At 41.4% G+C, this 24,564-nt stretch carries 24 protein-coding genes; 22 read left to right on the top strand and 2 right to left on the bottom strand.

The annotated features are described in order from the left end of the window. The first annotated feature begins 9 nt into the window (after positions 1 to 9). The 12 genes from mnmG (at position 10) to F602_RS0103390 (ending at position 11,861) form a co-directional block, all read left to right on the top strand. A complete protein-coding gene (gene mnmG, locus F602_RS0103335; RefSeq protein WP_018166546.1) occupies positions 10 to 1,923 on the top strand; it encodes a tRNA uridine-5-carboxymethylaminomethyl(34) synthesis enzyme MnmG in 1,914 nt (637 codons plus the stop codon). Between the two features lie 94 nt (positions 1,924 to 2,017). Beyond that, complete coding sequence (locus tag F602_RS0103340) at positions 2,018 to 3,979, top strand: DHH family phosphoesterase (protein ID WP_018166547.1); 1,962 nt, start codon at positions 2,018 to 2,020, stop codon at positions 3,977 to 3,979. Between the two features lie 9 nt (positions 3,980 to 3,988). Beyond that, positions 3,989 to 4,441: a 50S ribosomal protein L9 gene (gene rplI / locus F602_RS0103345; RefSeq protein WP_018166548.1), complete on the top strand. Its 453-nt coding sequence runs from the start codon at positions 3,989 to 3,991 to the stop codon at positions 4,439 to 4,441. A gap of 30 nt (positions 4,442 to 4,471) precedes the next feature. Continuing rightward, positions 4,472 to 5,824, top strand: a complete 1,353-nt coding sequence (dnaB, locus tag F602_RS0103350) for a replicative DNA helicase (RefSeq protein WP_018166549.1) — start codon at positions 4,472 to 4,474, stop codon at positions 5,822 to 5,824. A gap of 6 nt (positions 5,825 to 5,830) precedes the next feature. After that, positions 5,831 to 6,082, top strand: coding sequence for a Veg family protein (locus tag F602_RS0103355; RefSeq protein ID WP_018166550.1), 252 nt, complete (start codon positions 5,831 to 5,833; stop codon positions 6,080 to 6,082). Between the two features lie 299 nt (positions 6,083 to 6,381). Further along, on the top strand, positions 6,382 to 7,083 hold the full coding sequence (locus tag F602_RS0103360) for an ABC transporter permease (protein WP_156801848.1): 702 nt from the start codon (positions 6,382 to 6,384) through the stop codon (positions 7,081 to 7,083). A gap of 12 nt (positions 7,084 to 7,095) precedes the next feature. Then, a complete protein-coding gene (locus tag F602_RS0103365) occupies positions 7,096 to 8,091 on the top strand; it encodes an ABC transporter substrate-binding protein (RefSeq protein WP_018166552.1) in 996 nt (331 codons plus the stop codon). After that, positions 8,092 to 8,820, top strand: a complete 729-nt coding sequence (locus F602_RS0103370) for an ABC transporter ATP-binding protein (RefSeq protein WP_018166553.1) — start codon at positions 8,092 to 8,094, stop codon at positions 8,818 to 8,820. Positions 8,821 to 9,020: 200 nt separating this feature from the next. Next, positions 9,021 to 9,632, top strand: a complete 612-nt coding sequence (gene rpsD / locus F602_RS0103375; RefSeq protein ID WP_018166554.1) for a 30S ribosomal protein S4 — start codon at positions 9,021 to 9,023, stop codon at positions 9,630 to 9,632. 282 nt (positions 9,633 to 9,914) lie between these two features. Then, positions 9,915 to 10,241 carry a PadR family transcriptional regulator gene (locus tag F602_RS0103380; protein ID WP_018166555.1) on the top strand — a complete coding sequence of 109 codons (327 nt, stop codon included), beginning with the start codon at positions 9,915 to 9,917 and terminating at the stop codon, positions 10,239 to 10,241. Beyond that, entirely contained in the window at positions 10,228 to 10,815 is a 588-nt protein-coding gene (locus F602_RS0103385) for a DUF1700 domain-containing protein (RefSeq protein WP_018166556.1), read from the top strand. Before F602_RS0103380 ends, F602_RS0103385 begins: the two co-directional genes overlap by 14 nt. Continuing rightward, complete coding sequence (locus tag F602_RS0103390; protein ID WP_018166557.1) at positions 10,812 to 11,861, top strand: DUF4097 family beta strand repeat-containing protein; 1,050 nt, start codon at positions 10,812 to 10,814, stop codon at positions 11,859 to 11,861. The genes F602_RS0103385 and F602_RS0103390 overlap by 4 nt, the downstream gene beginning before the upstream one ends. Before the next feature lie 27 nt (positions 11,862 to 11,888). On the opposite strand, the gene F602_RS0103395 is transcribed toward F602_RS0103390, so the two are convergent. Beyond that, entirely contained in the window at positions 11,889 to 12,425 is a 537-nt protein-coding gene (locus F602_RS0103395) for a TetR/AcrR family transcriptional regulator (protein WP_018166558.1), read from the bottom strand. 130 nt (positions 12,426 to 12,555) lie between these two features. On the opposite strand from F602_RS0103395, the gene F602_RS0103400 reads away from it, so the two are divergent. After that, positions 12,556 to 14,982, top strand: coding sequence for a YhgE/Pip domain-containing protein (locus tag F602_RS0103400; protein ID WP_018166559.1), 2,427 nt, complete (start codon positions 12,556 to 12,558; stop codon positions 14,980 to 14,982). 61 nt (positions 14,983 to 15,043) lie between these two features. On the opposite strand, the gene F602_RS0103405 is transcribed toward F602_RS0103400, so the two are convergent. Next, entirely contained in the window at positions 15,044 to 15,403 is a 360-nt protein-coding gene (locus F602_RS0103405) for a YbaN family protein (RefSeq protein ID WP_018166560.1), read from the bottom strand. Between the two features lie 177 nt (positions 15,404 to 15,580). On the opposite strand from F602_RS0103405, the gene F602_RS0103410 reads away from it, so the two are divergent. The 9 genes from F602_RS0103410 to F602_RS0103450 all read left to right on the top strand — a co-directional run bounded on the left by F602_RS0103410 (position 15,581) and on the right by F602_RS0103450 (position 24,534). Then, entirely contained in the window at positions 15,581 to 16,186 is a 606-nt protein-coding gene (locus F602_RS0103410) for an NADPH-dependent FMN reductase (RefSeq protein WP_018166561.1), read from the top strand. Between the two features lie 13 nt (positions 16,187 to 16,199). Further along, positions 16,200 to 17,429 carry an NAD(P)H-dependent oxidoreductase gene (locus F602_RS0103415; protein WP_018166562.1) on the top strand — a complete coding sequence of 410 codons (1,230 nt, stop codon included), beginning with the start codon at positions 16,200 to 16,202 and terminating at the stop codon, positions 17,427 to 17,429. Between the two features lie 74 nt (positions 17,430 to 17,503). Next, entirely contained in the window at positions 17,504 to 18,298 is a 795-nt protein-coding gene (locus tag F602_RS0103420) for a formate/nitrite transporter family protein (RefSeq protein ID WP_018166563.1), read from the top strand. 187 nt (positions 18,299 to 18,485) lie between these two features. Continuing rightward, the gene (ccdA2, locus tag F602_RS0103425) at positions 18,486 to 19,211 is read left to right on the top strand and encodes a thiol-disulfide oxidoreductase-associated membrane protein CcdA2 (protein ID WP_018166564.1); all 726 of its coding nucleotides are present in this window, start codon (positions 18,486 to 18,488) and stop codon (positions 19,209 to 19,211) included. A gap of 25 nt (positions 19,212 to 19,236) precedes the next feature. Continuing rightward, positions 19,237 to 19,893 (top strand): TlpA family protein disulfide reductase, encoded by a 657-nt coding sequence (locus F602_RS0103430; protein ID WP_018166565.1) that lies wholly within the window; start codon positions 19,237 to 19,239, stop codon positions 19,891 to 19,893. Positions 19,894 to 19,906: 13 nt separating this feature from the next. Then, positions 19,907 to 21,007: a peptide-methionine (R)-S-oxide reductase MsrB gene (msrB, locus tag F602_RS0103435; protein ID WP_018166566.1), complete on the top strand. Its 1,101-nt coding sequence runs from the start codon at positions 19,907 to 19,909 to the stop codon at positions 21,005 to 21,007. A gap of 56 nt (positions 21,008 to 21,063) precedes the next feature. Further along, positions 21,064 to 21,801: a response regulator transcription factor gene (locus tag F602_RS0103440; RefSeq protein WP_018166567.1), complete on the top strand. Its 738-nt coding sequence runs from the start codon at positions 21,064 to 21,066 to the stop codon at positions 21,799 to 21,801. Further along, on the top strand, positions 21,798 to 23,510 hold the full coding sequence (locus tag F602_RS0103445) for a cache domain-containing sensor histidine kinase (protein WP_018166568.1): 1,713 nt from the start codon (positions 21,798 to 21,800) through the stop codon (positions 23,508 to 23,510). The genes F602_RS0103440 and F602_RS0103445 overlap by 4 nt, the downstream gene beginning before the upstream one ends. Before the next feature lie 109 nt (positions 23,511 to 23,619). Then, a complete protein-coding gene (locus F602_RS0103450) occupies positions 23,620 to 24,534 on the top strand; it encodes an aldo/keto reductase (protein WP_018166569.1) in 915 nt (304 codons plus the stop codon). Positions 24,535 to 24,564: the final 30 nt, after the last annotated feature.

Raw genomic sequence — 24,564 nt, forward strand, 5'->3', positions numbered from 1 at the left:
AAGAATGAAATGACAAATATATTTACAGAAAATTTTGATGTCATCGTTATTGGTGCTGGTCATGCTGGTGTAGAAGCGGGACTGGCAACAGCTCGGATGGGTTGTCAGACCTTGCTTGCAACGATTAACTTGGACATGATTGCTTTTATGCCCTGTAATCCTTCTATTGGTGGTTCTGCTAAGGGGATTGTGGTGCGGGAAATTGATGCTCTAGGTGGGGAAATGGCCCGTAATATCGACAAAACCTATATCCAGATGAAGATGCTCAATACGGGTAAAGGGCCAGCTGTTCGCGCTTTACGAGCTCAAGCTGATAAGGCAGATTATTCCCGTGAAATGAAACGGACTGTGGAGAAGCAAGAGAACTTGACTCTGCGCCAAACCATGGTTGATGAGATTTTGGTGGAGCAGGGACAAGTCGTGGGGGTACGCACCGCAACCAATCAACTGTACGGTGCAAAGGCAGTTATTGTCACCACTGGGACGGCCCTGCGAGGAGAAATCATTATTGGTGATTTGAAATACTCATCTGGTCCTAACAATAGTTTAGCCTCTGTTAAGTTGGCTGATAATCTCAAGGAATTGGGACTTGAAATTGGTCGTTTTAAGACTGGGACACCTCCTCGTGTCAATGCAAAGAGCATCAACTATGAGGTGACTGAAATCCAGCCTGGAGATGAGAAACCGAATCATTTTTCTTTCTTATCTAAAGATGAAGATTACTTACAAAACCAAATTCCTTGCTGGTTAACCTATACCAATCAAACCAGTCATGAAATCATCAATGCAAACCTTCACAGAGCTCCTATGTTTTCCGGGATTGTCAAGGGTGTGGGTCCTCGTTACTGTCCATCTATTGAGGATAAGATTGTCCGTTTTGCGGATAAAGAACGCCACCAGCTTTTCCTTGAACCAGAGGGGCGAGATACAGATGAAATTTATATTCAAGGCCTCTCCACCAGTTTGCCAGAAGATGTGCAAAAGGATTTGGTGCATTCGATTGTTGGTTTGGAAAATGCGGAGTTGATGCGTACAGGATATGCTATTGAATATGATATGGTTCTGCCTCATCAGTTGCGGGGCACTCTTGAAACCAAGTCGATTTCTGGTCTTTTTACTGCAGGACAAACTAATGGAACATCGGGTTATGAAGAAGCAGCTGGACAAGGAATCGTGGCTGGTATCAATGCTGCACTCAAGGTTCAAGGGAAGCCAGAATTAATTCTCAAACGTAGCGATGGTTATATCGGGGTTATGATTGATGATTTGGTTACTAAGGGAACCGTTGAACCGTATCGTCTTCTGACTAGTCGAGCAGAATACCGTCTGATTTTGCGTCATGACAATGCTGATATGCGGCTGACCGAAATTGGTCGTCAGGTTGGATTGGTTAGTGATGAGCGCTGGGAGCATTTCCAGATTCATAAAAATCAGTTTGATAATGAGATGGCTCGTCTCAAGTCAACCAAACTGAAGCCTATTAAGGAAACAAATGATAAAGTGACAGCAATGGGCTTCAAACCTTTGACAGATGCCTTGACTGCCCAAGAATTTATGCGTCGCCCTGAAGTGACCTATGCAGATGTCGTCAGTTTTATCGGGCCAGCAGCAGAAGAGTTATCTGCAAAAACCATTGAACTAATCGAGACAGAGACAAAGTATGAAGGGTATATTTCTAAGGCCTTGGATCAAGTGGAGAAGATGAAACGGATGGAAGAAAAACAAATTCCATCAGATATCGATTGGGATGATATTGATTCCATTGCAACAGAAGCTAGGCAGAAGTTTAAATTAATCGCTCCAGAAACGATTGGTCAGGCTAGTCGGATTTCCGGTGTCAACCCAGCGGATATCTCCATTCTCATGGTGTATCTGGAAGGACGCAGTCGCTCGATTTCAAAGAAGCAGGCAAAAGATAGCTAAAGGAGCTATCTTTTCTTATTTAGAAGCGAGTGATTCACAAGACAAGGTAGCTTTTTAGGCGCTTTTGTGTTAAAATGGCAACCAGAGGTTAATGATGAAGAAATTTCGACTTTCAACCCTTCATTTTGTAATGATTGGACTTATTTTATTTGGTATCGTCGCTGTCCTGCACAGCCTTTTTCCTGGACCACCAATGACATTGTTGGCAGTCTTTGGGGCTTTCTTGCTCTTGATTTTTCTCTTTATTTATCAGAAAAAATCTTATGAGATGAGTGAGTTGGAGCAGATTGAGTATCTCAACGAAGAGGCTAATTCTGGTCTTATGCAGCTTTTAGATCAGATGCCAGTTGGTGTCATCAAAATCCGCAAGGAAGATAACCATGTGGAATGGTTTAATCCCTATGCAGAGCTGATTTTTGCCCAAGAAAATGGGGAGTTTGACCAAAAAAAATTACGAGAAATCGTGGATGTCGGTTTAGATAAAGACCGTCAATATGCTGATTTTGCTGGTAAGCGTTATGCTGTTAATGTAGACTATAACCAAGGGCTCTTTTACTTCTTTGATGCTTCAACTGAGTATAAGGCAACCTCTAACCTAGTGGGGAGTCGTCCTGTAATTGGAATTATCTCAGTGGACAACTACGATGAGCTAGAGGATAGTTTATCTGATTCGCAGATTAGTCAGGTCAATAGTTTTTTGGCCCAATTTGTGTCCGAATTTGCCCATGAGTATTCAATTTACTACCGCCGTGGGACCATGGACCGTTTCTACCTTTTTACAGATTACTCTGTTTTGGAATCCTTGATTGACAGTAAGTTCTCCTTGATTGATAAGTTCCGCGAGGAGGCCAAGGGGCTGGAGTTAGCATTGACCCTTAGTATTGGTATGGCTTACGGAGAAGGCCATCACCAGCAGATTGGGCAACTGGCCCTACAAAACCTCAATATGGCTGAGGTACGTGGTGGTGACCAAGTGGTGGTCAAGGAAAATGATGAAAGCAAGCAGCCGCTCTTCTTTGGTGGTGGTTCAGCCTCCGCTGTTAAACGAACCCGCACTCGGACAAGGGCTATGATGACGGCTATTTCAGACAAATTAAAGACAGTGGATGCGGTCTTTGTGGTTGGTCATCGCAACTTGGATATGGATGCTCTGGGAGCAGCTGTGGGTATGCAGCATTTTGCCCAGAATGTTATGAATAATGCTTACACAGTCTTTGATAAGGCAGAGATGTCACCAGATATTGCGCGTGCGATTGAGCGCTTGCGGGAGGAAAATTGCTCCAATCTCCTGACTGTTGAAGAAGCTAAACTGATGGTGACCGAGCAGTCCCTTCTGATTATGGTAGATCATTCTAAGATTGGTTTGACCCTGTGTAAGGAATTCTACAATCTCTTTGAACAGGTAGTAGTAGTTGATCACCACCGCAGAGACACTGATTTTCCTAGCAATTCAGTTCTGACCTATATCGAAAGTGGAGCCTCTTCTGCCAGTGAATTGGTGACTGAGCTTATCCAGTTTCAAAATGATAAGCACCACAGACTTAACCGTCTACAAGCTAGTTTGTTGATGGCTGGGATTATGCTGGATACCAAGAATTTCACGGCACGCGTGACCAGTCGGACTTTCGATGTGGCTAGTTTCCTACGTACAAGAGGTAGTGACAGTCTAGAGATTCAACAGATCGCGGCAACGGATTTTGAAGAATACCGCCTTATCAATGAATTGATTTTACGTGGGAAAAAAATCACTGAGGACATTATTTTGGTCTGTGGAGATGAGTCAATCAGCTATGATAATGTCGTGCCTAGTAAGGCTGCCGATGCTATTTTGGATATGGCTGGTGTTGAAGCAGTCTTTGTTGTGACTAAAAATGTTAAAGATTTCGTAGCTATTTCAGCTCGAAGTCGTAGTAAGGTCAATGTTCAACGGATTATGGAGAGCTTGGGTGGAGGTGGTCATTTTAATCTTGCTGCAGCCCAGATTTATGACCAGTCTATTGTTGAAGTTCAAGTTCAGCTTATGAACAAGATTTTAGAAGAATTGCAAGAAGAATAGGAGAAAAGCATGAAAGTTATCTTTTTAGCAGATGTGAAAGGTCAGGGGAAAAAAGGGGAAATCAAGGAGGTCCCAACTGGCTATGCTCAAAATTTTTTGATTAAGAAAAAACTGGCCAAGGAAGCAACGAATCAAGCGATTAGTGCACTTCGTGGTCAAGAAAGATCCAAAGAAAAAGCTCATGCAGAAATGGTTGCAGAGGCAGAAAATATCAAGAATCAACTAGCTCAGGAAACAACTTTGGTCCAATTTGTGGAGAAAGTTGGTCCTGATGGGCGTACTTTTGGTTCGATTACTAGTAAAAAAATCGTAGAAGAACTTGCCAAGCAATTTGGTATTAAGGTAGATAAACGCAATATCCAACTAGACCACCCTCTTCGCTCGGTTGGTTTAGTGGAGGTACCTGTCAAACTTTATCATGATGTGACAGGCATTATTCAATTAAGTATCAAAGAAGCTTAAAACAATCAAAAAGAGCAGGGAGGTGAGATTTTGGTAGCAGTAGATGAATTGCGCATGCCACCCCAGGATATTTTGGCGGAGCAATCCGTTTTAGGCGCCATTTTCATCGATGAAGGTAAGCTGGTTTTTGTCCGTGAATATATTGAGGCTGAGGACTTTTTTAAGCATGCTCATCGCTTGATTTTTGCAGCTATGGTTGCTCTCTCTGAACGAAATGAGGCCATTGATGCTACGACTATGCGTAACTACTTGGCCAATCATGGGGATCTAGAGAACATCGGTGGTTTGGCTTATCTAGCTGAGGTTATCAATTCGGTTCCGACATCGGCCAATGCAGAATACTATGCCAAAATTGTCTCTGAGAAATCCAATCTTCGCAAGCTCATTGAGCGGTTGACGGACTCTGTTAACCAAGCTTACGATGGTTCAGATGATTCGGATACTATCATTGCCAACGCAGAAAAAGCCCTGATTGATGTTAGTGAAGGAGCTAGCCGGTCCGGTTTTAAGAAGATTGATGATGTCCTCAATCTTAACTTTGAAAATCTGGAAGCTAGATCCCAGCAGACTTCTGACATTACGGGGATTGCTTCTGGTTATCCAGCCTTGGATATGATGACGACAGGTTTCCATGAAGAAGAATTGATTATCCTGGCTGCTCGTCCTGCAGTTGGTAAGACAGCTTTCGCTCTTAATGTAGCTCAAAATATTGGTACAAAGCTAGGCTTGACCGTGGCGATTTTCTCGCTTGAAATGGGAGCGGAGAGTCTAGTGGATCGTATGTTGGCTTCAGAAGGAGTTATCAATTCACGCTCTATTCGTACAGGACAGCTAACAGATGAAGAGTGGCAAAAACTCATGATTGCTCAGTCTAATCTAGCTCGCTCCAGTATATATATTGATGATACTCCGGGTATTCGGGTTACGGAGATTCGCTCACGGGCTCGCAAATTAGCTCAGGAAACTGGTAATCTCGGCCTAATTTTGATTGACTATCTGCAACTGATTACCGGTAATGGTCGTGAGAGCCGCCAACAAGAAGTGTCAGAAATATCCCGGCAATTAAAAATTTTGGCTAAGGAATTGAAAGTCCCAGTCATTGCTCTTAGTCAGCTCTCCCGTTCTATCGAACAGCGGCAGGACAAGCGTCCCATGTTGTCTGATTTGCGGGAATCAGGCTCTATCGAGCAGGATGCGGATATTGTTGCCTTTCTCCACCGGGATGACTATTATCACAACGAAGAGGAAGAGGGCAGCATTCCAAACAATACTGTCGAAATCATTATCGAGAAGAACCGTTCAGGTGCACGTGGTTCTGTCGAGCTGATGTTCCAGAAAGAATACAATAAGTTTTCAAGTATCTCCAAGCGAGAGGAAGGATAAATAAGAATGAGTGACGCATTTACAGATGTTGCTAAGATGAAGCAAATCAAGCAAGATATCAAGGAACATGAGGGAAAAATTGTTGAATTGACCCTTGAAAACGGCCGCAAGCGGGAGAAAAATAAGCAGGGACGGATTGTCGAAGTCTACCAATCTCTCTTTATTGTAGAATACGAAGATCCCAACAATACTTTTGTAGAATCTTATACCTATTCTGATATTTTGACAGAAAAGATTTTGATTCATTATTTAGACTAATGGTTCGCTGAACCATTAGTCTTTTACTCTATAGCAGACAATAAGCAGTCTAGCTTGACTTTTACAAGGTTTTTCGTTATGATGAGGACATATGGGAGTCTGTGTACAGTCTGAGAGGAAGTGTAAGCTTCGACCGCACCTGATCTAGGTAATGCTAGCGTAGGGAACGATAAAATGACAGTATTTTTATGCACATTTCCATGGAGGAGTGTGCTTTTTTATTTTAGAAAAGAAAGTGGGAAATATTGAAACATATCATTCGTAAACAGACTAGCAGTCTGGGCATTATTCTGCTTCTGATGAGCTGGCAAGGCGCTGGATTTCTCCAAGTCTTGCCTAAGTATATCCTTCCAACTCCCATTGAAATTTTACAAGCCTTTATCCGTGATCGCGACTTACTGTGGCAGCATAGTCTCTACACTCTGCAAACTGCTCTCTTGGGCTTAAGTCTAGGGATAGTGATTGCCTGTGTTCTAGCCCTTCTGATGGATCGTTTTAGCTGGGTCAATGAGATGTTCTACCCCATTTTGGTGGTGATACAGACCATTCCCACCATTGCGCTAGCTCCGATTCTGGTACTATGGCTAGGCTATGGCATCTTGCCAAAGATTGTCCTTATTATTCTGACGACTACCTTCCCTATTATCGTTAATATCTTAGATGGTTTTCGGCAGAGTGATACGGACGGCATCAGGCTCTTTCAACTCATGGGGGCAAAGCCCTGGCAGGTGCTCTGGCATTTTAAAATTCCTAGTGCCCTCCCCTACTTCTATGCAGGCTTGCGGGTCAGCGTTTCCTATGCTTTCATCACAACGGTTGTTTCCGAATGGCTGGGTGGCTTTGAAGGTTTAGGTGTTTATATGATACAGTCCAAAAAACTTTTCCAATATGATACGATGTTTGCCATCATTATCTGGGTCTCTATCATCAGTCTTTTAGCTATGAAACTGGTCCAAATCAATGAACGACAGGTCATCAAATGGAAACCCAAAACAAAATAAGGAGAAAAAGTAATGAAAAAGAAATTTATTTTACCAGGTATAGGGATGTTAGCAGCCTCACTATTTGCCGTAGCAGCATGCACGTCTAATAAGCAGGAAGCATCCAAGGAAAAAGTGATAGACTTTATCCTAGACTGGACGCCAAATACCAACCATACAGGTCTCTATGTAGCCTTGGAAAAAGGGTATTTTGAAGAAGAGGGAGTTCAGGTGGATATTAAGTTACCACCTGAGGATAGTTCATCCGACTTGGTTATCAATGGAAAGGCTCCTTTTGCTATCTATTTCCAAGATTCCATGGCTAAAAAACTAGAAAAGGGAGCGGGTATCACAGCTGTTGCAGCCTTGGTTGAGCACAATACTTCAGGGATTATTTCAGCTGCAGAAGCAGATATTCAGAGTCCAAAAGACTTGGTTGGTAAGAAATATGGTACATGGAATGATCCTATTGAGCTAGCCATGCTTGAGACACTGGTCTCAGAAGAGGGTGGCGATTTTGCAAAGGTTGAAAAAGTTCCCAATACAGATGCGAATTCTATCACTCCTATCGGCAATAAAGTTTTTGATGCAGCCTGGATTTACTACGGCTGGGATGGGATTATGGCAGAGCAAGAAGGTATGAAAACGAACTATTTCTACTTGACAGACTTTGCACCGGAGTTTGATTACTATTCACCAGTGATTATCGCAAACAATGACTATCTAAAAGAAAATCCTGAGCAGGCCAAGAAGGTCCTTAAAGCTATCAAAAAAGGTTACCAGTATGCTATAGAGCATCCAAAAGAGAGTGCAGATATCCTGATGAAACATGCACCAGCTCTGGAAGGACAAAAAGACTTTGTCTATGCCTCCCAGTCCTATCTGTCCAATCACTATGCCTCTGATCCTGAAAACTGGGGTTCTTTCGATGCCAACCGCTGGAATGCTTTTTACGCTTGGGCTCATGAAAAAGGAATCTTAGAAAGTGACTTGAAAGACCAAGGTTTTTCAAATGAATACCTCAAGTAAATGAAAAAAATTGAACTAAACAATGTGACCTTCTCCTATGACCAGCAACCTATTTTGCAAGGTATTAGCCTTCATGTGGACCAAGGGGAGATTGTCTCCATCATAGGACCGAGTGGGGTAGGGAAAACTACCCTTTTCAACCTGATTGCCGGTATCTTGTCTCTTGATGAAGGACAAATCTTGGTGGATGGGGAGGAAAATCCCAAGGGCAAGGTTAGCTATATGTTGCAAAAGGATTTACTGCTAGAGCATAAGACTATCTTGGGCAATGTTATTCTACCTTTGATTATTCAGGGGATTAAAAAGGCAGAGGCGGCCCGTCAGGCTGATGATTTGTTGGTAGAATTTGGTTTGAAGGATGTCAGAGATCGCTATCCTCATGAGCTAAGTGGCGGGATGCGCCAGAGAATTGCTTTGCTTCGGACCTATCTTTTTGGTCAGGATCTTTTCCTCTTAGATGAGGCTTTCAGTGCCCTAGATGAAATGACCAAGATGGCCCTACACGACTGGTATTTGGACATTCATGAGCAGCTAAAATTGACAACTATTCTCATCACTCACAGTATCGATGAAGCCATCAAGCTCAGTGATCGCATCTATGTTCTCAATCATAAACCTGGGACAATCGTCGCAGAGCTGCATATGGATTGGCGGGATACAGATCAGCCAGAACTGGCTAAGTTACACTATAAGGAAGAAGTTTTGCGTCTTCTGGGTATGAAAAACTAGTAAAAAAGGCTTTACAGAGCCTTTTTTTTGTGTTATACTAAACTTTGTGTGAAATAGCAGCATGAAAATATGGAGCTCGTCAACAGGTGTCTTGAAAAATAAGTAACCTTGGCTGTTTAGGCGAAGGGCACCTGCACGAACTAGGATTTTCAAAAGACGTTATTTCCTCAATATATTTTATTTAGAGGAGGACTGATAACATGTCACGTTATACAGGACCATCATGGAAACAATCACGTCGCCTTGGCTTGTCTCTTACAGGTACAGGTAAAGAATTGGCACGTCGTAACTACGTACCAGGCCAACACGGCCCAAACAACCGTTCAAAACTTTCTGAATACGGTTTGCAGTTGGCTGAGAAACAAAAATTGCGTTTCTCATACGGTTTGGGTGAAAAACAATTCCGTAACTTGTTCGTACAAGCTACTAAAATCAAAGAAGGAACCCTTGGTTTCAACTTCATGACTCTTCTTGAGCGTCGTTTGGACAACGTTGTTTACCGCCTTGGTTTGGCAACTACTCGTCGTCAAGCACGTCAATTCGTTAATCATGGTCACATTCTTGTTGACGGAAAACGCGTGGATATCCCATCTTACCGTGTTACTCCAGGTCAAGTGATTTCTGTTCGTGAAAAATCATTGAAAGTTCCAGCTATCCTTGAAGCTGTTGAAGCTACTCTTGGACGTCCAGCTTTTGTATCATTCGATGCTGAAAAATTGGAAGGAACACTCACTCGTTTGCCAGAACGTGATGAAATCAACCCAGAAATTAACGAAGCACTTGTCGTTGAATTCTACAACAAAATGCTTTAATTTTAAGAAATATCTTACGAAAAGCCTACAACCGTGGGCTTTTTGCTTTGTCTTAAAACCGTTATTTATGGGTTTGCTCCCCTTTTTGCTCCCCCTAGAGGGCTTTTAGTGCTGTTTCGTAAAACGAGACGGCTTTTTATGTTGAATATTCTAAAAAACTAGTAAAAGACATATATCAAAATTTTATATATAAATGGTTGATTTATTTTATTTAAAGGTATATAATTGATATATAAAAAATAAATATATAATAATATTTATTATATAAAGGGGGTTGAGTGTATGTATTTTCCGGTATCATCAACCTTGATTGAATTTCTGATTTTATCCATGTTACAGGAACAGGATTCCTACGGTTATGAGATTAGTCAAACCATCAAGTTGGTAGCTAATGCTAGGGAATCTTCTCTGTATCCTATTTTGAAAAAGTTGGTAGTGGCCCGCTTTGTCACCACCTATAATCGGGAACATCAAGGTCGTCAACGAAAGTACTATGCCATTACAGAGAGTGGTCGTTTTCAGTTGGGTTATCTGAAGGAAGAGTGGCAAAAATATAAGGATACGTTAGACGGTATCATAGAAGGGAGAATTAGACATGACGCGGACTGAATATTTAGCAGAACTGGACAAATATCTAAAAGGTCTGCCTCAAAACGATTATCAGGAGGCGATGGACTATTTTATAGAATATTTTGAAGAAGCGGGTCCTGAAAATGAGGAAATAGTTATTGCTGAATTTGGGACACCCAAGGAAGCCGCTAGCGATGTTATCTCTACGATTCTTGGCAAGCATGTGACAGATCCAAATAAAACACCTAAAACCAATGCAACTATTATCGGAGTCATGGTCCTATCTATCTTTGCAGCACCGATTGCTCTACCTATTCTGATTGTTCTTATTCTGATAATGTTGGGTCTGCTATTCTTTATCCTAACCATTATTGTATTTGCTTATTTGTGCGGTTTGGCGGGATTCTTTTTAGCGACTATGACTCTTTTTGAGAGCTTTAGTCTCCTGAACAGTTCGTTTCCTGCTATGGCCATGGGGATTGGCGCTAGTCTCCTTCTCTTTGGCGGGAGCTTATTAGCCTGGTTCCTGACGACCGGCTTTGCCCGTCTTTCAGCTAAAGGAATGGTTAGCCTCTGGCAACACCTAATACGAAAATGGAGGACTGCATCATGAGCACTTTTGCTAAAACATTTCTAAAGATATCGCTAGCCTCTCTAGTTTTTGGAGCTATTCTCTTAGGGGCTGGCTATGCAACCGGAGGTATTCAAGCAATTCAAAAGATTACGGCACCAATTAAGCAGACAGAGACTTTTATTGACATTTCAGATATTCAGTTGGATGCCTATCGTCCGATTCGGATTCAAACTGGCAATGTTGATACAACTAGTGTAAGTTATTATTCAGGTAGTAAGTTTCTTGGCAATCTCCACTTGGAGAAGAAAGGAGCTAGTTTATCTATCAGATCAGAGGGACCTAAAAATCTTGTTGTCGGTGGCATTGAAGTTGTTGGTCATTTACTAAACGAAGGACAAGTGAGCAATGGCTACAATGAGATTGTTATTACAGTGCCAAAAGATAAACCGCTAAGTAGTGTTTCAGGCTCTGGTCTTGAAGGACTCTCTGTCAATAACATAACATTAAAAAAACTCGACTATCATTCAGATGTAGCAATTTTGAATACTAAGATTGAAAGTGGAAAAGTGCTAGGTGCTATCTTTGTCTATGAGAGCGAACTAAAAGATATGACTCTTGAAAATTACTATAGTCTATCTGACATCTCAGATTCAAAATTAGAAAATGTGACGATTATTGATAGAAGCAGCAATCTCAGTATACAAAATTCTATTCTCAAAAATATCCATTATTCTTCTGGACAAAGCTTGGAAGAGATGGAGCCAGTGGCTGAAAATAGCGATTCAGACTATACTAATGGATATGGCGATACCTATTTTTCCATTAGTCTAAAAAATGTGGAATTCTTTGGAGATAATACCTTTATGGCGTCCGCTATGGATATTGAGGTAGATATGGCTGAGGATAGTAAATCAAAAACGAGCTTGAATGTTGAGACCATGTCTGATAACATTCACCTAGATGGTCATTTTAAGACCTTAGAAAAAACTCGTGCAAATCAGCTGTATAAGGTTTCCTACAAGGCCAAGGATGCAAAGGGGCAACTCATCATAAAAAACAATTACGGCAATATATCAATCAAATAAGGAGATTTTCTCCTTATTTTTTGTAAACTAATGACCTAGTAGGTGGAGGAGGAGGGAGGTTATTTCTTCAGGAGATTCTTTTTTACCTCTAGCAATCCAGGTCTGACAGGCTCCAAAAATGGCGTGACTCAGGTAGATACTGGTATAGAGTTCTTCGATATCACTTTTCTTTTCTGTTGAAAAACGATATTGGAGGTCTTGCGCAAGTAGCAATTGGAGTTTATTTCGTAAAAAAGCCTTGATTTCCCTTGTGCCGTTGTGAGATAGCAAAGCAGCAAAAAGATCTTCTCGATTTAGATAATCAAAGACTTCTAAAATAATGGCTTCTTTGTCTAAGCCATGCTTATTAAAAATGTATTCAACATTAGCAAAGACATTTTTTTGATAATGCTCAATCATTTCGTACTTATCCTTATAATGAGTGTAAAAGCTAGATCGGCTAATCTTGGCAGCGTTAGCTAATTCAATCGTCGTAATATCATCAAAGCTTTTATTTTGTAGTAGATTGGTGAGGGACTGTTCCAATTTCTTTCTTGTTTGTTGTTTTCGTCTATCGTCGGTCATCATGAACTCCTTTGTACAAAGTTATACACTATGTCTAAAAACGTGGATTTTATCTTGAAATAAATATCAAAATACATATAATATGATTATACCAAAAATATGGACACATTGTCTAAAACTGGAGGTAAATATGTTAGATGAATGGAAAACAATCTTAAAAAAACCACTGCTTTGGGTGACTATGTTGGGAATTGCCTTGATACCAGCCTTGTACAATGTAATTTTTCTAAGTTCGATGTGGGATCCCTATGGGAAAGTAGACCAGCTACCAGTAGCAGTTGTCAATCAGGATAAACCCGTAGATTATCAAAATCAGTCTCTCTCGATTGGAGAGGATATGGTCGATAGTATGTCCAAAAGTAAGGATTTGGACTATCACTTTGTCAGTCAGTCAACAGCTGATAAGGGTTTGAAAAAAGGTGATTATTTCATGATAGTCACTCTTCCAAAAGATTTATCTAGAAATGCTGCGAGTTTACTCAGCGAGCAACCGAAGCAAATGACGATTTCTTATCAAACATCTAAGGGACATAGTTTTATTGCTAGCAAAATGGCTGATTCTGCCATGATTAGGCTAAAAGCTAGCGTCTCAGAAAATATAACCTATACCTATATTAGCAGTCTATTAAAAAGTCTTTCTCAATTATCAGATGGCTTAGTAGACGCTAGTGACGGCGGGGAACAACTGGTGAGTGGAACTCAGAAACTAGAAAGTGGCAGTGAGGTCTTGTTTGAAAATCTAACGAAACTGACTGATTCTGGATTACTATTTTCAGACGGGATGGAAACCTTTTCTATTGGTTTGGGTCAGTATACAAATGGAGTTTCCCAGTTAGTTTCCGGGACAACTTCGCTTGGATCAGGGCTCATCAGCTATACAGATGGCGTAGATCAATTGGCTGGCGGTGCCAATCAGTTGGATACCCAATCGCCTAATCTGCTTAATGGCGTTACTCAGTTGAATCAAGCTACAAGTCATATTGAGACCTTGGTTGATGGAGCTAATCGGTTGACCAATGGTTTGATACAGTTGTCTAGTCAGGTGACTCTATCGGCAGAAAAAAGTGTTCAGATTCAACAATTAAGCCAAGGATTGGTTCAGTTAAACGACAGTATTCAATCAATAGGGACGAACCAAACAAACATTTCAGATTTATCAAGCTATCTAGCGAATATCGCTACCAACGCTCAACAGATTTTGGATGCTGCTTCTTTAGATTCACAAAGGCTTGTCACCAATGTGCAAGCAACAGTAGCCTATCAGTCGCTCTCAGCAGACCAGCAGGCTGAAATAATAGCCTCTTTGGGCGGTCAGTCATCAGTTGCTAATGAGGCTCAAGAGATTTTGAATCAGGCTTCACATTTGCAGTCAGCCCTTTCTTCTATGAACGCTGCCAGTCAGCAAATAGAACTAGGGCAATTACAGGCAGCAGCAAATCAACTTTTACCAATGGCATCCAGTAGTTTAAGTAGCCTTTCAAGTGGAATGACACAGGTTTCAGCAGTTTTGAATGAACAAATCATTCCTGGCAGTCAGCAAGTTGCAGGCGGAGTATCCACTCTTCACAGCCAACTCAGCACAGGCGCACATCACCTGCAAGTTGGCGTCGAACAATACACTTCAGCTGTCTCTCAATTGTCTCAGGGGGCGAATCTATTATCCAGTAACAGTAGTCAGCTGGTATCAGGGACGAACCAAGTACACAATGGGCTAACAACATTAGATGAGAAATCTTCGCAATTAACAGATGGTGCCAATCAATTAGTAAAAGGGACTAACCAGTTTGTCTCTGGTTCTGGCCAATTAGCTCAAGGCAGTCTTGTTTTGACAAATGGACTTTCAAGTTTGAAGCAAGGAGTTTCTTCTCTTCAAGATGGTTTAGCAACTGCTAGTGACAAATTGTCAACGGTGGAAGCCACAGATGACAATGCTGTCAGTTTGTCATCTCCTGTTCGGGTGAGTCATCAGGATAGGGATGAAGTCAAAACCAATGGTGTAGGAATGGCTCCATATATGATGTCAGTAGCCCTTATGGTGGCAGCCTTGTCCTGCAACATGATTTTCTCAGGGACAGTATCTGGAAAAGAACCTGAAGGACGTTTGGATTGGATCTCGCGGAAACTGGCTGTGAATGGCTTGATTGCCATTTTATCAGCAACTCTTCTCTATTTTGCTGTGCATTTGATTGGTTTGACCGCTAATAACGAATGGAAAACTTATTTGCTGACTGTGTTAGCTAGTGCAACTTTTATGGCTATGGTGACTGCACTCTACACTTGGCATGAACGTTTTGGTGCTTTTGCTTCGATTATCCTCTTACTATTGCAGCTAGCTTCGTGTGCAGGGACCTATCCCTTGCCGTTAACGGATACATTTTTCCAGTCAGTCAATCCTTTCCTGCCGATGAGCTACTCTGTATCAGGTCTTCGTCAAACGATTTCTATAACTGGAGAGATTGGTAGTCAAGTTGCTATATTGAGTTTGTTTTTACTTTTCTTTATTGCACTTGGTGCCAGTCTGTATACCAAAAAATCCCATCGTCTACAAAAAGAATAAAAAATCTAGGAAAATTTCCTAGATTTTTTAGTTTTGTTGCTCAATCCATGGTCGGTATAGTTTATTTGGTCGGGATGACTTTAAAGAGATAATAGGTAATGAAGAGGGTGAGGAGAAAAAGACCGATTTTAATCCAGAGTAGAGGAGCCAGCCAGATAGAGATCCCCATCAGGAGGTAGATTTGCCAGATAATGTGTTTCTTGCGCTTGGCAGAAATTGCTTTGCTTTCGGCATAATCAGACACGTAAAATTGATAAACCTTGGTTTTTCGGAGCCAGCTTTCGAATTTTTTGGAACTTCTAGCAAAACAAAATCCAGATAGAAGTAGGAGGGGTGTTGTAGGAATGACAGGTAGGATAATGCCGACAATCCCAATGGATAGGCTGATAAATCCCCCAGTTAAAAAGAATAGTCTGTACATACATTTGCTCCGTGTTTTGAGTTTATTTTTCCATTGTACCAGAATTTTCAAAAATTGGAAATGATTTTTTGAAAGCGCTTGACAAATGGTTGTGAAACTAGTAACATGAATATGTACGTAACTTACGTCAGTGAACACGATGGCACTATCTGTGTATCTTAATCAAAGGAGCATTCTATGAAACTCATTGGAATTGTTGGGACCAACTCGGTAAAATCAACCAACCGTCAGTTGTTGCAATACATGCAGAGTCATTTTGCAGATAAGGCGGATATTGAATTGGTAGAGATTAAAGATCTGCCAACTTTTAATAAACCTGCGAATCGCGTATTGCCAGAAATCGTTCAGAACTTGGTCGTCAAACTAGAAGATGCTGATGGTGTGATTATTGGGACGCCTGAATATGATCACTCTATCCCTGCAGTCTTGATGAATGCTTTGGCTTGGGTTTCTTATGGTGTCTACCCCTTGCTCAATAAGCCTGTCATGATCACAGGAGCTTCCTACGGAACTCTAGGGTCCTCCCGTGCACAGCTACAGTTGCGCCAAATCCTCAATGCTCCTGAGCTCAAGGCGACTGTTTTGCCAGATGAATTCCTTCTTTCTCATTCGCTCCAAGCTTTTAATGAGGCGGGGGAACTCAATGACATAGAAACTAGTCAAAAATTGGATGCTATCTTTGATGACTTCCGTCTCTTTGTGAAAATGACAGAGAAATTGTCTAATGCGAAGGCTCTCTTGAAAAAAGAAGCTGAAAACTTTGATTGGGCGAACTTAGACTAAGGGAGGAAAAACTATGAAATTTGTAGCAATCGTTGGCTCCAATGCGGACCAATCCTATAATCGCATGCTTCTGCAATTTATGCAGCGTCAATTTAAAATAAAATGTGAAATTGAACTCTTGGAAATCAAGGATGTTCCGATGTTCAACCAAGATGATGACCAATCAGACTGCTTTGCTATTCGCTACTTAAACAATAAGATTATCCGTGCAGATGGGGTCATTATTGCGACACCTGAGCACAACCACACCATCACCCCAGCCCTTAAGAGTGCTTTGGAATGGCTGTCCTTTAGATTGCATCCACTCGAAAACAAACCAGTTATGATTGTGGGGGCTTCTTACTACGATCAAGGAACTTCTCGTGCTCAAGTACATTTACGTAAAATCCTAGAAGCACCAGGTGTCAATGCATACACCTTGCCAGGCAATGAATTTCTTCTTGGGAAAGCCAAGGAAGCCTTTGACTTAAATGGTGATATCATCAATGAAGGCACCGTGGCATTCCTTGAAACGTGTCTGGATAACTTTATTCAATATGTAGGAGTGGTATCGAAATTACGTAAACCAAGACCGATTGAGCCAGAAGATTTAGATTGTGGTAGACCAATTGCAACAACTATCCACGGTATTGATCCAGATGATCCAGATTGGTTGGAAAAAGCTTCCAAGCAAGTTGGAGCTGTTGAAGGAGACACCTATGTGAAATTGGATAATGGTCTCCTGACAGTGAATCAACTCAACATGTTTCTCAATGCCATGCCTTTTGAGCTGACCTATGCAGATGATAACAATCAATTCCTTTATTATAACAATAAACACCAAGAACCAAGCACTATGCTAGGTAAACGTGTCTTGGAACAGGTAGGTAACCGAATGTCGACTGTACATGGCACCCTGCCTCCAGCTCGTATGAAGAATGTGGAGTGGGTAATTGGGACCCTACGTAATGGGAATCAGGAATATGTTCGTACCATTGTTCCGGGTACTCCAGCTGAAATCATCAATACGCATAATTATCAGGCGATGTACTACCCAGATGGTTCGTATGCAGGGATCAATGAAATCATCTTTAATTTCAAACCGTGGTTGGATTGGTATTTGGAAGCAACAGGGCAACGCCTAGTTGGTGGAACAGCAGTAGCAGCTGCTCCAGCTCATGCAGATGCGACCTCCGGTGCTTCAGATGCTGGTGGTAGTGCTTCGCCAGTAGCAGATGCAACCTCTGGTGCTTCAGAAAGTTAATAGAAATATATCCCAGGTGGGAGTGTAGCTCCTGCCTTTCTTTATTAAGCAATGAAAAAATCTAGGAGAATAGTATGTCATTATTTGAAGAAAAAGTTGCGGCAGCCTGTACCAAGAAAGAAGCCCTTTTTGATGAAAGTCTGTCTCGCTATGCCCTTCGTTCGATGTTTGCAGGTGCGTATTTGACCATGTCGACTGCGGTGGGAATCATCGGAGCTGATGTGATTGCTGGTCAGTTTCCCGCTTTGGCCCGCTTTACCTTCACCTTTATCTTTGCAATTGGATTGATCTATGTTCTTGTCTTTAATGGTGAGCTAGCTACCTCAAACATGCTCTACCTGACAACCGGAGCTTACTACAAGAAGATATCTTGGGGTAAAGCGACCAAGATATTGCTTTATTGTACTTTCTTCAATTTAGTTGGGGCAGTTATCTTAGCTTATCTTTTTAACCAATCCTTCTCTTTTATGAATCTAAAAGATGATAGTTTTGTGGTGACTGCAGCTACTATTAAATTGGGTAAATCGGATTGGGGCAACTTTATCGAAGGCATCACTGCCAATATGTTTGTGAATATGGCCATTATGGGCTATATGCTACTCAAGGAAGAGTCTGCAAAGATTTTTGTTGCTATTTCAGCTATTTTTATGTTTGTCTTTCTTATCAATGAACACTTGGTTGCTAACTTTGCAGCCTTTATGCTCTTGGCTTTTAACCATGCACGTGAAAATGTTGAAACCTTTACATTCATGAATATCTTACGCCAGTGGACAGTTGTTTTCTTTGCCAACTGGCTAGGTGGTGGCCTCTTTATTGGTATTGCCTATGCTTGGCTCAATCAGACAAAGACCAACCATGTAGAAGGCTAATTTTATTTTGTCATCATACGAAAAGTATTACGCGTGAAGCAATGGTTCTTTTTAACCCTAAGTTGAGATTTTTCTCAACTTTTTTCTTTTTTTCGTATCAAGTTCATGTTTTTTAGGATGACATTCTATATATTTTTAGATTGGAGAGGATTATACTGGAGATACAAAATATGGAAAGGAGGCTTATATGGGCATTTCACTAGTATTTCTATTGACAGTGTTTGTAGCAGGATTGTTATCTTTTTTCTCACCATGCATCTTTCCTCTGTTACCTGTCTATCTGGGTATTTTATTGGGTCAGGACGAGAGGTATACGACTACCTTGTTTGGCAAAAAGGTAAACTGGTATGGGTTGATAAAGACTCTCGCTTTCATAGCCGGGCTCTCAACAGTATTCATTACTCTTGGATATGGAGTTGGCTTTCTTGGAAAAGTTCTTTATACTGATGGCTTCCGATATGTGATGGGTGTGCTAATTATCTTACTTGGCATTCATCAGATGGAGATCATTAATATCTCCAAACTGCAAATGCAGAAAAGTTTCAGCTATAAAGAAAAGAAAGGGCGTGGCGCCTTATTCAATGCTTATTTGCTGGGATTGACTTTCTCATTTGGTTGGACACCTTGTGTCGGTCCTGTCCTTAGTTCAGTTCTTGGACTGGCTGCTTCGGGCGGAGATGGTGCCTTAGCGGGTGGTGTTTACATGGTATTTTACACACTTGGTCTAGCCCTTCCCTTCTTGTTGTTGGCTCTGACTTCTTCGGTTGTCATGCAAGGCTTTAACAAACTCAAACCCTATATCCCTCTCATGAAAAAAATCGGGGGTATCCTTATCATATTCATGGGAATATTGGTTTTAACCAATAGCGTTAACACCATTACAGCATTTTTTGAAAACTTATTTCATTCGTAAAACCACATACAAAAGGAGTAATATAATGAAAAAAACAACACTTTTAATGATGACCGCCTTAACTAGCTTGAGTCTTTTAGCAGCATGTTCGACAAATTCTATGGACAAGGACAAGAAGATGGATGATACAACTTCCATGATGGACGACAAAATGATGGATGATGAGAAGGGCATGGATAAAACTTCGACTACAGAAGAAATGATGGATGGACAAAAGATGATGGACACTCAGAAGATGGACAATCAAAAGATGAACCAAGGCGAAATGGCACCTGATTTTACCCTACAAGGTTTAGATGGTAAAACCTATAAGCTGTCTGATTTGAAAGGGAAAAAGGTCTATCTAAAATTCTGGGCTTCATGGTGTTCCATTTGTCTGTCTACTCTGGGAGATGCGGATCAGTTGGCATCAGAAGTGGGAGAGGATGTACAGGTTCTGTCTGTTGTATCTCCCAACCATAATGGTGAAAAGTCAGAAGCAGATTTTAAGTCTTGGTATGCAGGACTTGACTATCAACACTTACCGGTTGCACTGGATGCCAGCGGAGACCTATTGAAGGCCTACGGAGTGCGCTCCTACCCAACATCAGCTTTCATTGGTAGCGACGGAGTTCTCGTTAAAACTCATATTGGTTTTATGTCTGTAGAAGATATAAAAGCAAATTTGAACAGTATCAAGTAGAAAGAGTTCAAGGATGGATAAAAAGTATATGATGGGTTTTGTTATCCTCTTCATTATTCTAGGAGTATTTGTTTTTGTTCGCAATCGGACTGCGGGACAGAGTTCAAAGTCTCTGGAGGATCAGGTGAAGTGGCAGTCGATCTCTAATCAAAAGGAGGAAAAACCAGTGTTGGCAGAAAATCGGAAAGAAATATACTTAGCTGGTGGTTGTTTTTGGGGAGTAGAAGAATATTTCTCACGCGTCAAGGGAGTTGCGGATGTGACTTCAGGTTATGCCAATGGAAAGAGCGATACCACCAACTATCAACTGATTGGTCAGACAGGACATGCTGAGACAGTTCATATCGTATACGATAAAAGTCAGGTATCGTTGAAAGAAATCCTTCTTCATTACTTTAGAATCATTGATCCGACTAGTAAAAATAAGCAAGGAAACGATATAGGTAGCCAGTATCGTACCGGTGTTTATTATACAGATACATCCGATTTGGCAACTATTAACCAAGTGTTTGACCAAGTGGCAACAAAATATGATAAGCCTCTGGTTGTTGAAAAAGAAAAATTAAAGCACTATGTTTTAGCAGAAGATGAGCACCAAGACTACCTTAAGAAGCATCCCAATGGTTATTGTCACATCAATGTCAATGAAGCGAGTTATCCAGTAATTGATGCCAGCCGTTATCCAAAACCGACTCAAGAAGAAATCAAGAAAAAATTGACAGCAGAAGAATATGCGGTCACCCAGAAAAATGATACCGAACGGGCTTTTTCCAATCGTTATTGGGATAAATTTGAAGAGGGTATTTATGTAGATGTGGTGACTGGCGAGCCGCTTTTTTCATCAAAAGATAAATTTGAATCAGGTTGCGGTTGGCCGAGTTTTACAAAGCCCATTAGTCCAGATGTAGCTGTTTACAAAAAAGACACTAGCTTCAACATGGAACGAGTGGAGGTGCGGAGTCGGGCTGGTGATTCTCATCTGGGACATGTATTTACAGATGGACCTAGGGACAAGGGAGGATTGCGTTATTGCATCAATAGTCTAGCAATCAAATTTATTCCAAAAGCTCAAATGCAAGAAATGGGCTACCAATACTTGTTGCCTTATGTCTAAACCTGAAAACTCTGTTATAATAATAAGCATAGCATAGCAGAGTAGAGGAACGTCCTATGTTTTCAATTTTAATAGTCGAGGACGAGTATCTTGTACGCCAAGGTATTCGTTCTTTAGTGGATTTTAAGAGTCACCAGATTGACCAAGTTAATGAAGCGGAAAATGGCATGATTGCTTGGCAGATGATCCAAGAACAGCAACCAGATATTTTATTAACAGATATCAATATGCCCCAGATGAACGGTATCCAGTTGGCTGGATTGGTCAAGGAAGCCTATCCAGATACTCATATTGTCTTTTTGACGGGCTATGATGAGTTTGACTATGCCTTGTCGGCTTTGAAGTTGGGGGCAGATGATTATCTACTCAAACCCTTCTCTAAAGTAGATGTAGAGGGGATTTTGGCTAAGGTAGTCAAAAAAATTTCTTTAGAACAGAAATCTCGCCAACTGAAGGACTTGGTTCAGGAAAATCCATCAACAGAGTTGGCTAGACGCATTGAGACCCACTTAGAAGACTCGTCGTTTACCTTGAAAAGTTTGGCTCAAGAGTTGGGATTTAGCCCCAATCATCTCAGTTTTTTGGCCAAGAAAGAGTTAGGCATTCCTTTTCAAGATTACTTGGTACAGGCTCGGATAAAAAAGGCAAAACTATTGTTGCTGACGACAGATTTAAAAATCTATGAAATCGCGGAGCGTTGTGGCTTTGAGGATATCAATTATTTCTCTCAGCGCTTCAAGCATGTGGTGGGGCAAACACCGAGACAATTTCGTAAGGGGGAAGGGAATCAGTGAAAAAACAAACACTTTTTGTTCGCCTGTTGACCTATATTTTCCCAGGGATTTTGTTTCTTTTGCTCCTAGTGGGATTTGCTTATTATCAAATCAGTGCAGCAGCTGTCAAGGATTTGACAGAGAAAAAAACAAGCGAAACCATCCAACAAAGTGCTCAGTTTGTGTCTTCCTATGTAGAAAAGTTGGAGCAAGTTAGCTCTAGCTTGGCTCAAAGCCCTATACTGTTAGGCTATATCAAGACTCCTAGTGATAGTCAGGTTGCTAGCCTGAAATCTTTGATGGAGACCTTGCTGAATACCAACTCAGATTTGGTTTCTGCTACTCTGGTAACCAAGTCTGGGGATATCGTATCCACGGAACAAAATATGACCATGCAGACATCCAATGATATGATGCAGGAAGCTTGGTATATGGCAGCTATCGCTCAAAAAGGTATGCCTGTTTTGACACCTGCTCGAAAAAACACAGCCAACCAAGATAAGTGGGTGGTCTCTGTTACACAAGAAATTGTCGACGAAGACAAACAAAACTTAGGTGTGCTACGATTGGATATTGATTACGGTACCATAGCCAATTACCTAGATCAACTCAACCTGGGGAAAGATGGCTTCACCTTTATCATCAATCAACAGCACGAGTTTGTCTATCATCCTCGTAAAACTGTTTATTCATCACAAGCAGATATGGCAAGTATGGAGCCTTATATTGCTGTGGAGCAGGGCTATGTGACGGAGCAGATTTTTGTGTCGCAAGCCGCGATTGACCACAGTGAGTGGACCATCATTGGAGTGGCTTCTTTGGATGAATTAGCGAGCATTCGACAAAATATCCTCCGCTCTATGTTCACCATTGCCGGTCTAGCCTTCCTCCTATCTGCTAGTGGCCTAGCCCTTCTTCTTCGCTATTGGATGCAACCCTTGAAGGATTTGCAAAGTATCATCCTTCGGATTGGCCAAGGAGAGACCCATCTAAGGGCTCAGAAAAAAGGTTCTGTTGAAATGGTAGATCTAGCCCAGCAGTTTAATCTAATGTTGGATCAAATAGATAGCTTGGTTCAATCCGTCCAAGAGAATGAACAGGCCATTCGTCAGTATGAGTTGCAAGCTTTAGCTAGTCAAATCAATCCGCACTTCCTTTACAATACCCTGGATACCATCGTGTGGATGGCGGAGTTTAATGACAGCAAACGTGTCGTAGAAGTTACAAAGTCTCTAGCTACTTATTTTCGTCTCGCTCTCAATAATGGCAACGAGCATATCAAACTGCAATCAGAAATAGAACACGTACGCCAGTATCTCTTCATTCAGCAACAGCGCTACGGTGAACAGCTGAATTATGAGATCCAAGAGCTTGTTGCCTATGGTGATTATATGGTACCAAAACTGATTCTACAACCTCTCGTGGAAAATGCTATTTACCATGGTATCAAAGAAGTGAGCCGTCCTGGTAAGATTCAAATCAGAGTTTATGAAGCGAAAGAAAAATTAGTTATCAGCATCCACGATAATGGACAGGGGATGGATGTTAGCCAGAAAAAGCAGGTCACCGATTCTTTGGTTCGTCAAGGCGGCATCGGTCTGTCCAATGTGGACCAACGCTTGAAACTACAGTTTGGCAAGGACTACCATATGGAATTGGAAAGTCAAGCCAACCAATTTACAGAAATCAGGCTTTATTTACCTCTTCATCCTCAAAAAGGTGCGAGGTAGTATAGAAAACCAGCTCGTCAGAAATAACTACTGACAACCATCATCAGCAACCGTTAGGAAAACGGTTGCTTTTATGCTATACTAAAGAAAGATAGAAGGAGGAGCAACCATGAAACAAATTCTTGGAAGCACAGGTTTAGAAGTCTCGCGTATCGGTCTCGGCTGTATGCGGATGGCGGCCTTGGATGCAGCAGCTGCAACCCGTGTTTTAGAGGCTAGTTTGGAAAAAGGTATCAACTTTTTTGATCATGCCGATATCTATGGCGGTGGCCAATCAGAAGAGCGATTTGCGCAAGCAGTGAGAGACTTGGAAATCAAGCGTGAAGATATGATTGTCCAGTCCAAATGTGGAATTCGCAAAGGTTTCTTTGATTTTTCAAAAGAACATATCTTGGCTTCAGTTGACGGGATTCTGTCTCGTTTGGAAATGGACTATCTGGATGTCTTAGCTCTACATCGACCGGATGCTTTGATGGAAGCTGAGGAAGTGGCAGAAGCTTTTCGTGTATTGAAGGAGTCTGGAAAAGTTCGGTATTTTGGTGTTAGCAATCAAAATCGCTACCAGATGGAGCTGTTACAATCTTATTTAGATGAGCCTTTGGTAGTTAATCAATTGCAGCTTTCTCCAGCTCATACCCCTATGATTGATACTGGTTTCCATGTCAATATGAAGGATGATGCAGCAACTATGCGTGATGGTGGTATTTTGGAATATTGTCAGCTGAAAAAAGTGACCCCTCAAGCCTGGTCTCCATTTTTAGTGAGTTTGCAGGAGGGAATCTTTACCAACCACCCAGACTATGAAGAACTAAATCGTACGATTCAGCACTATGCTGATGATTACGGTGTTGCAGCAGAGGCTATAGTGGTGGCTTGGATTCTGCGACATCCAGCTAAGATTCAAACCATTGTTGGTTCGATGAATCCGGATCGCCTGACAAAGATTTCTCAGGCCTTTGATGTCCAATTGACACGGGAACAGTGGTACCATATTTATAGAAGTGCAGGAAATATACTGCCATAGTCACTCATCACATAGTATAAAAAAACTAGG

This window comes from Streptococcus minor DSM 17118, from assembly GCF_000377005.1.
Classification (GTDB): domain Bacteria; phylum Bacillota; class Bacilli; order Lactobacillales; family Streptococcaceae; genus Streptococcus; species Streptococcus minor.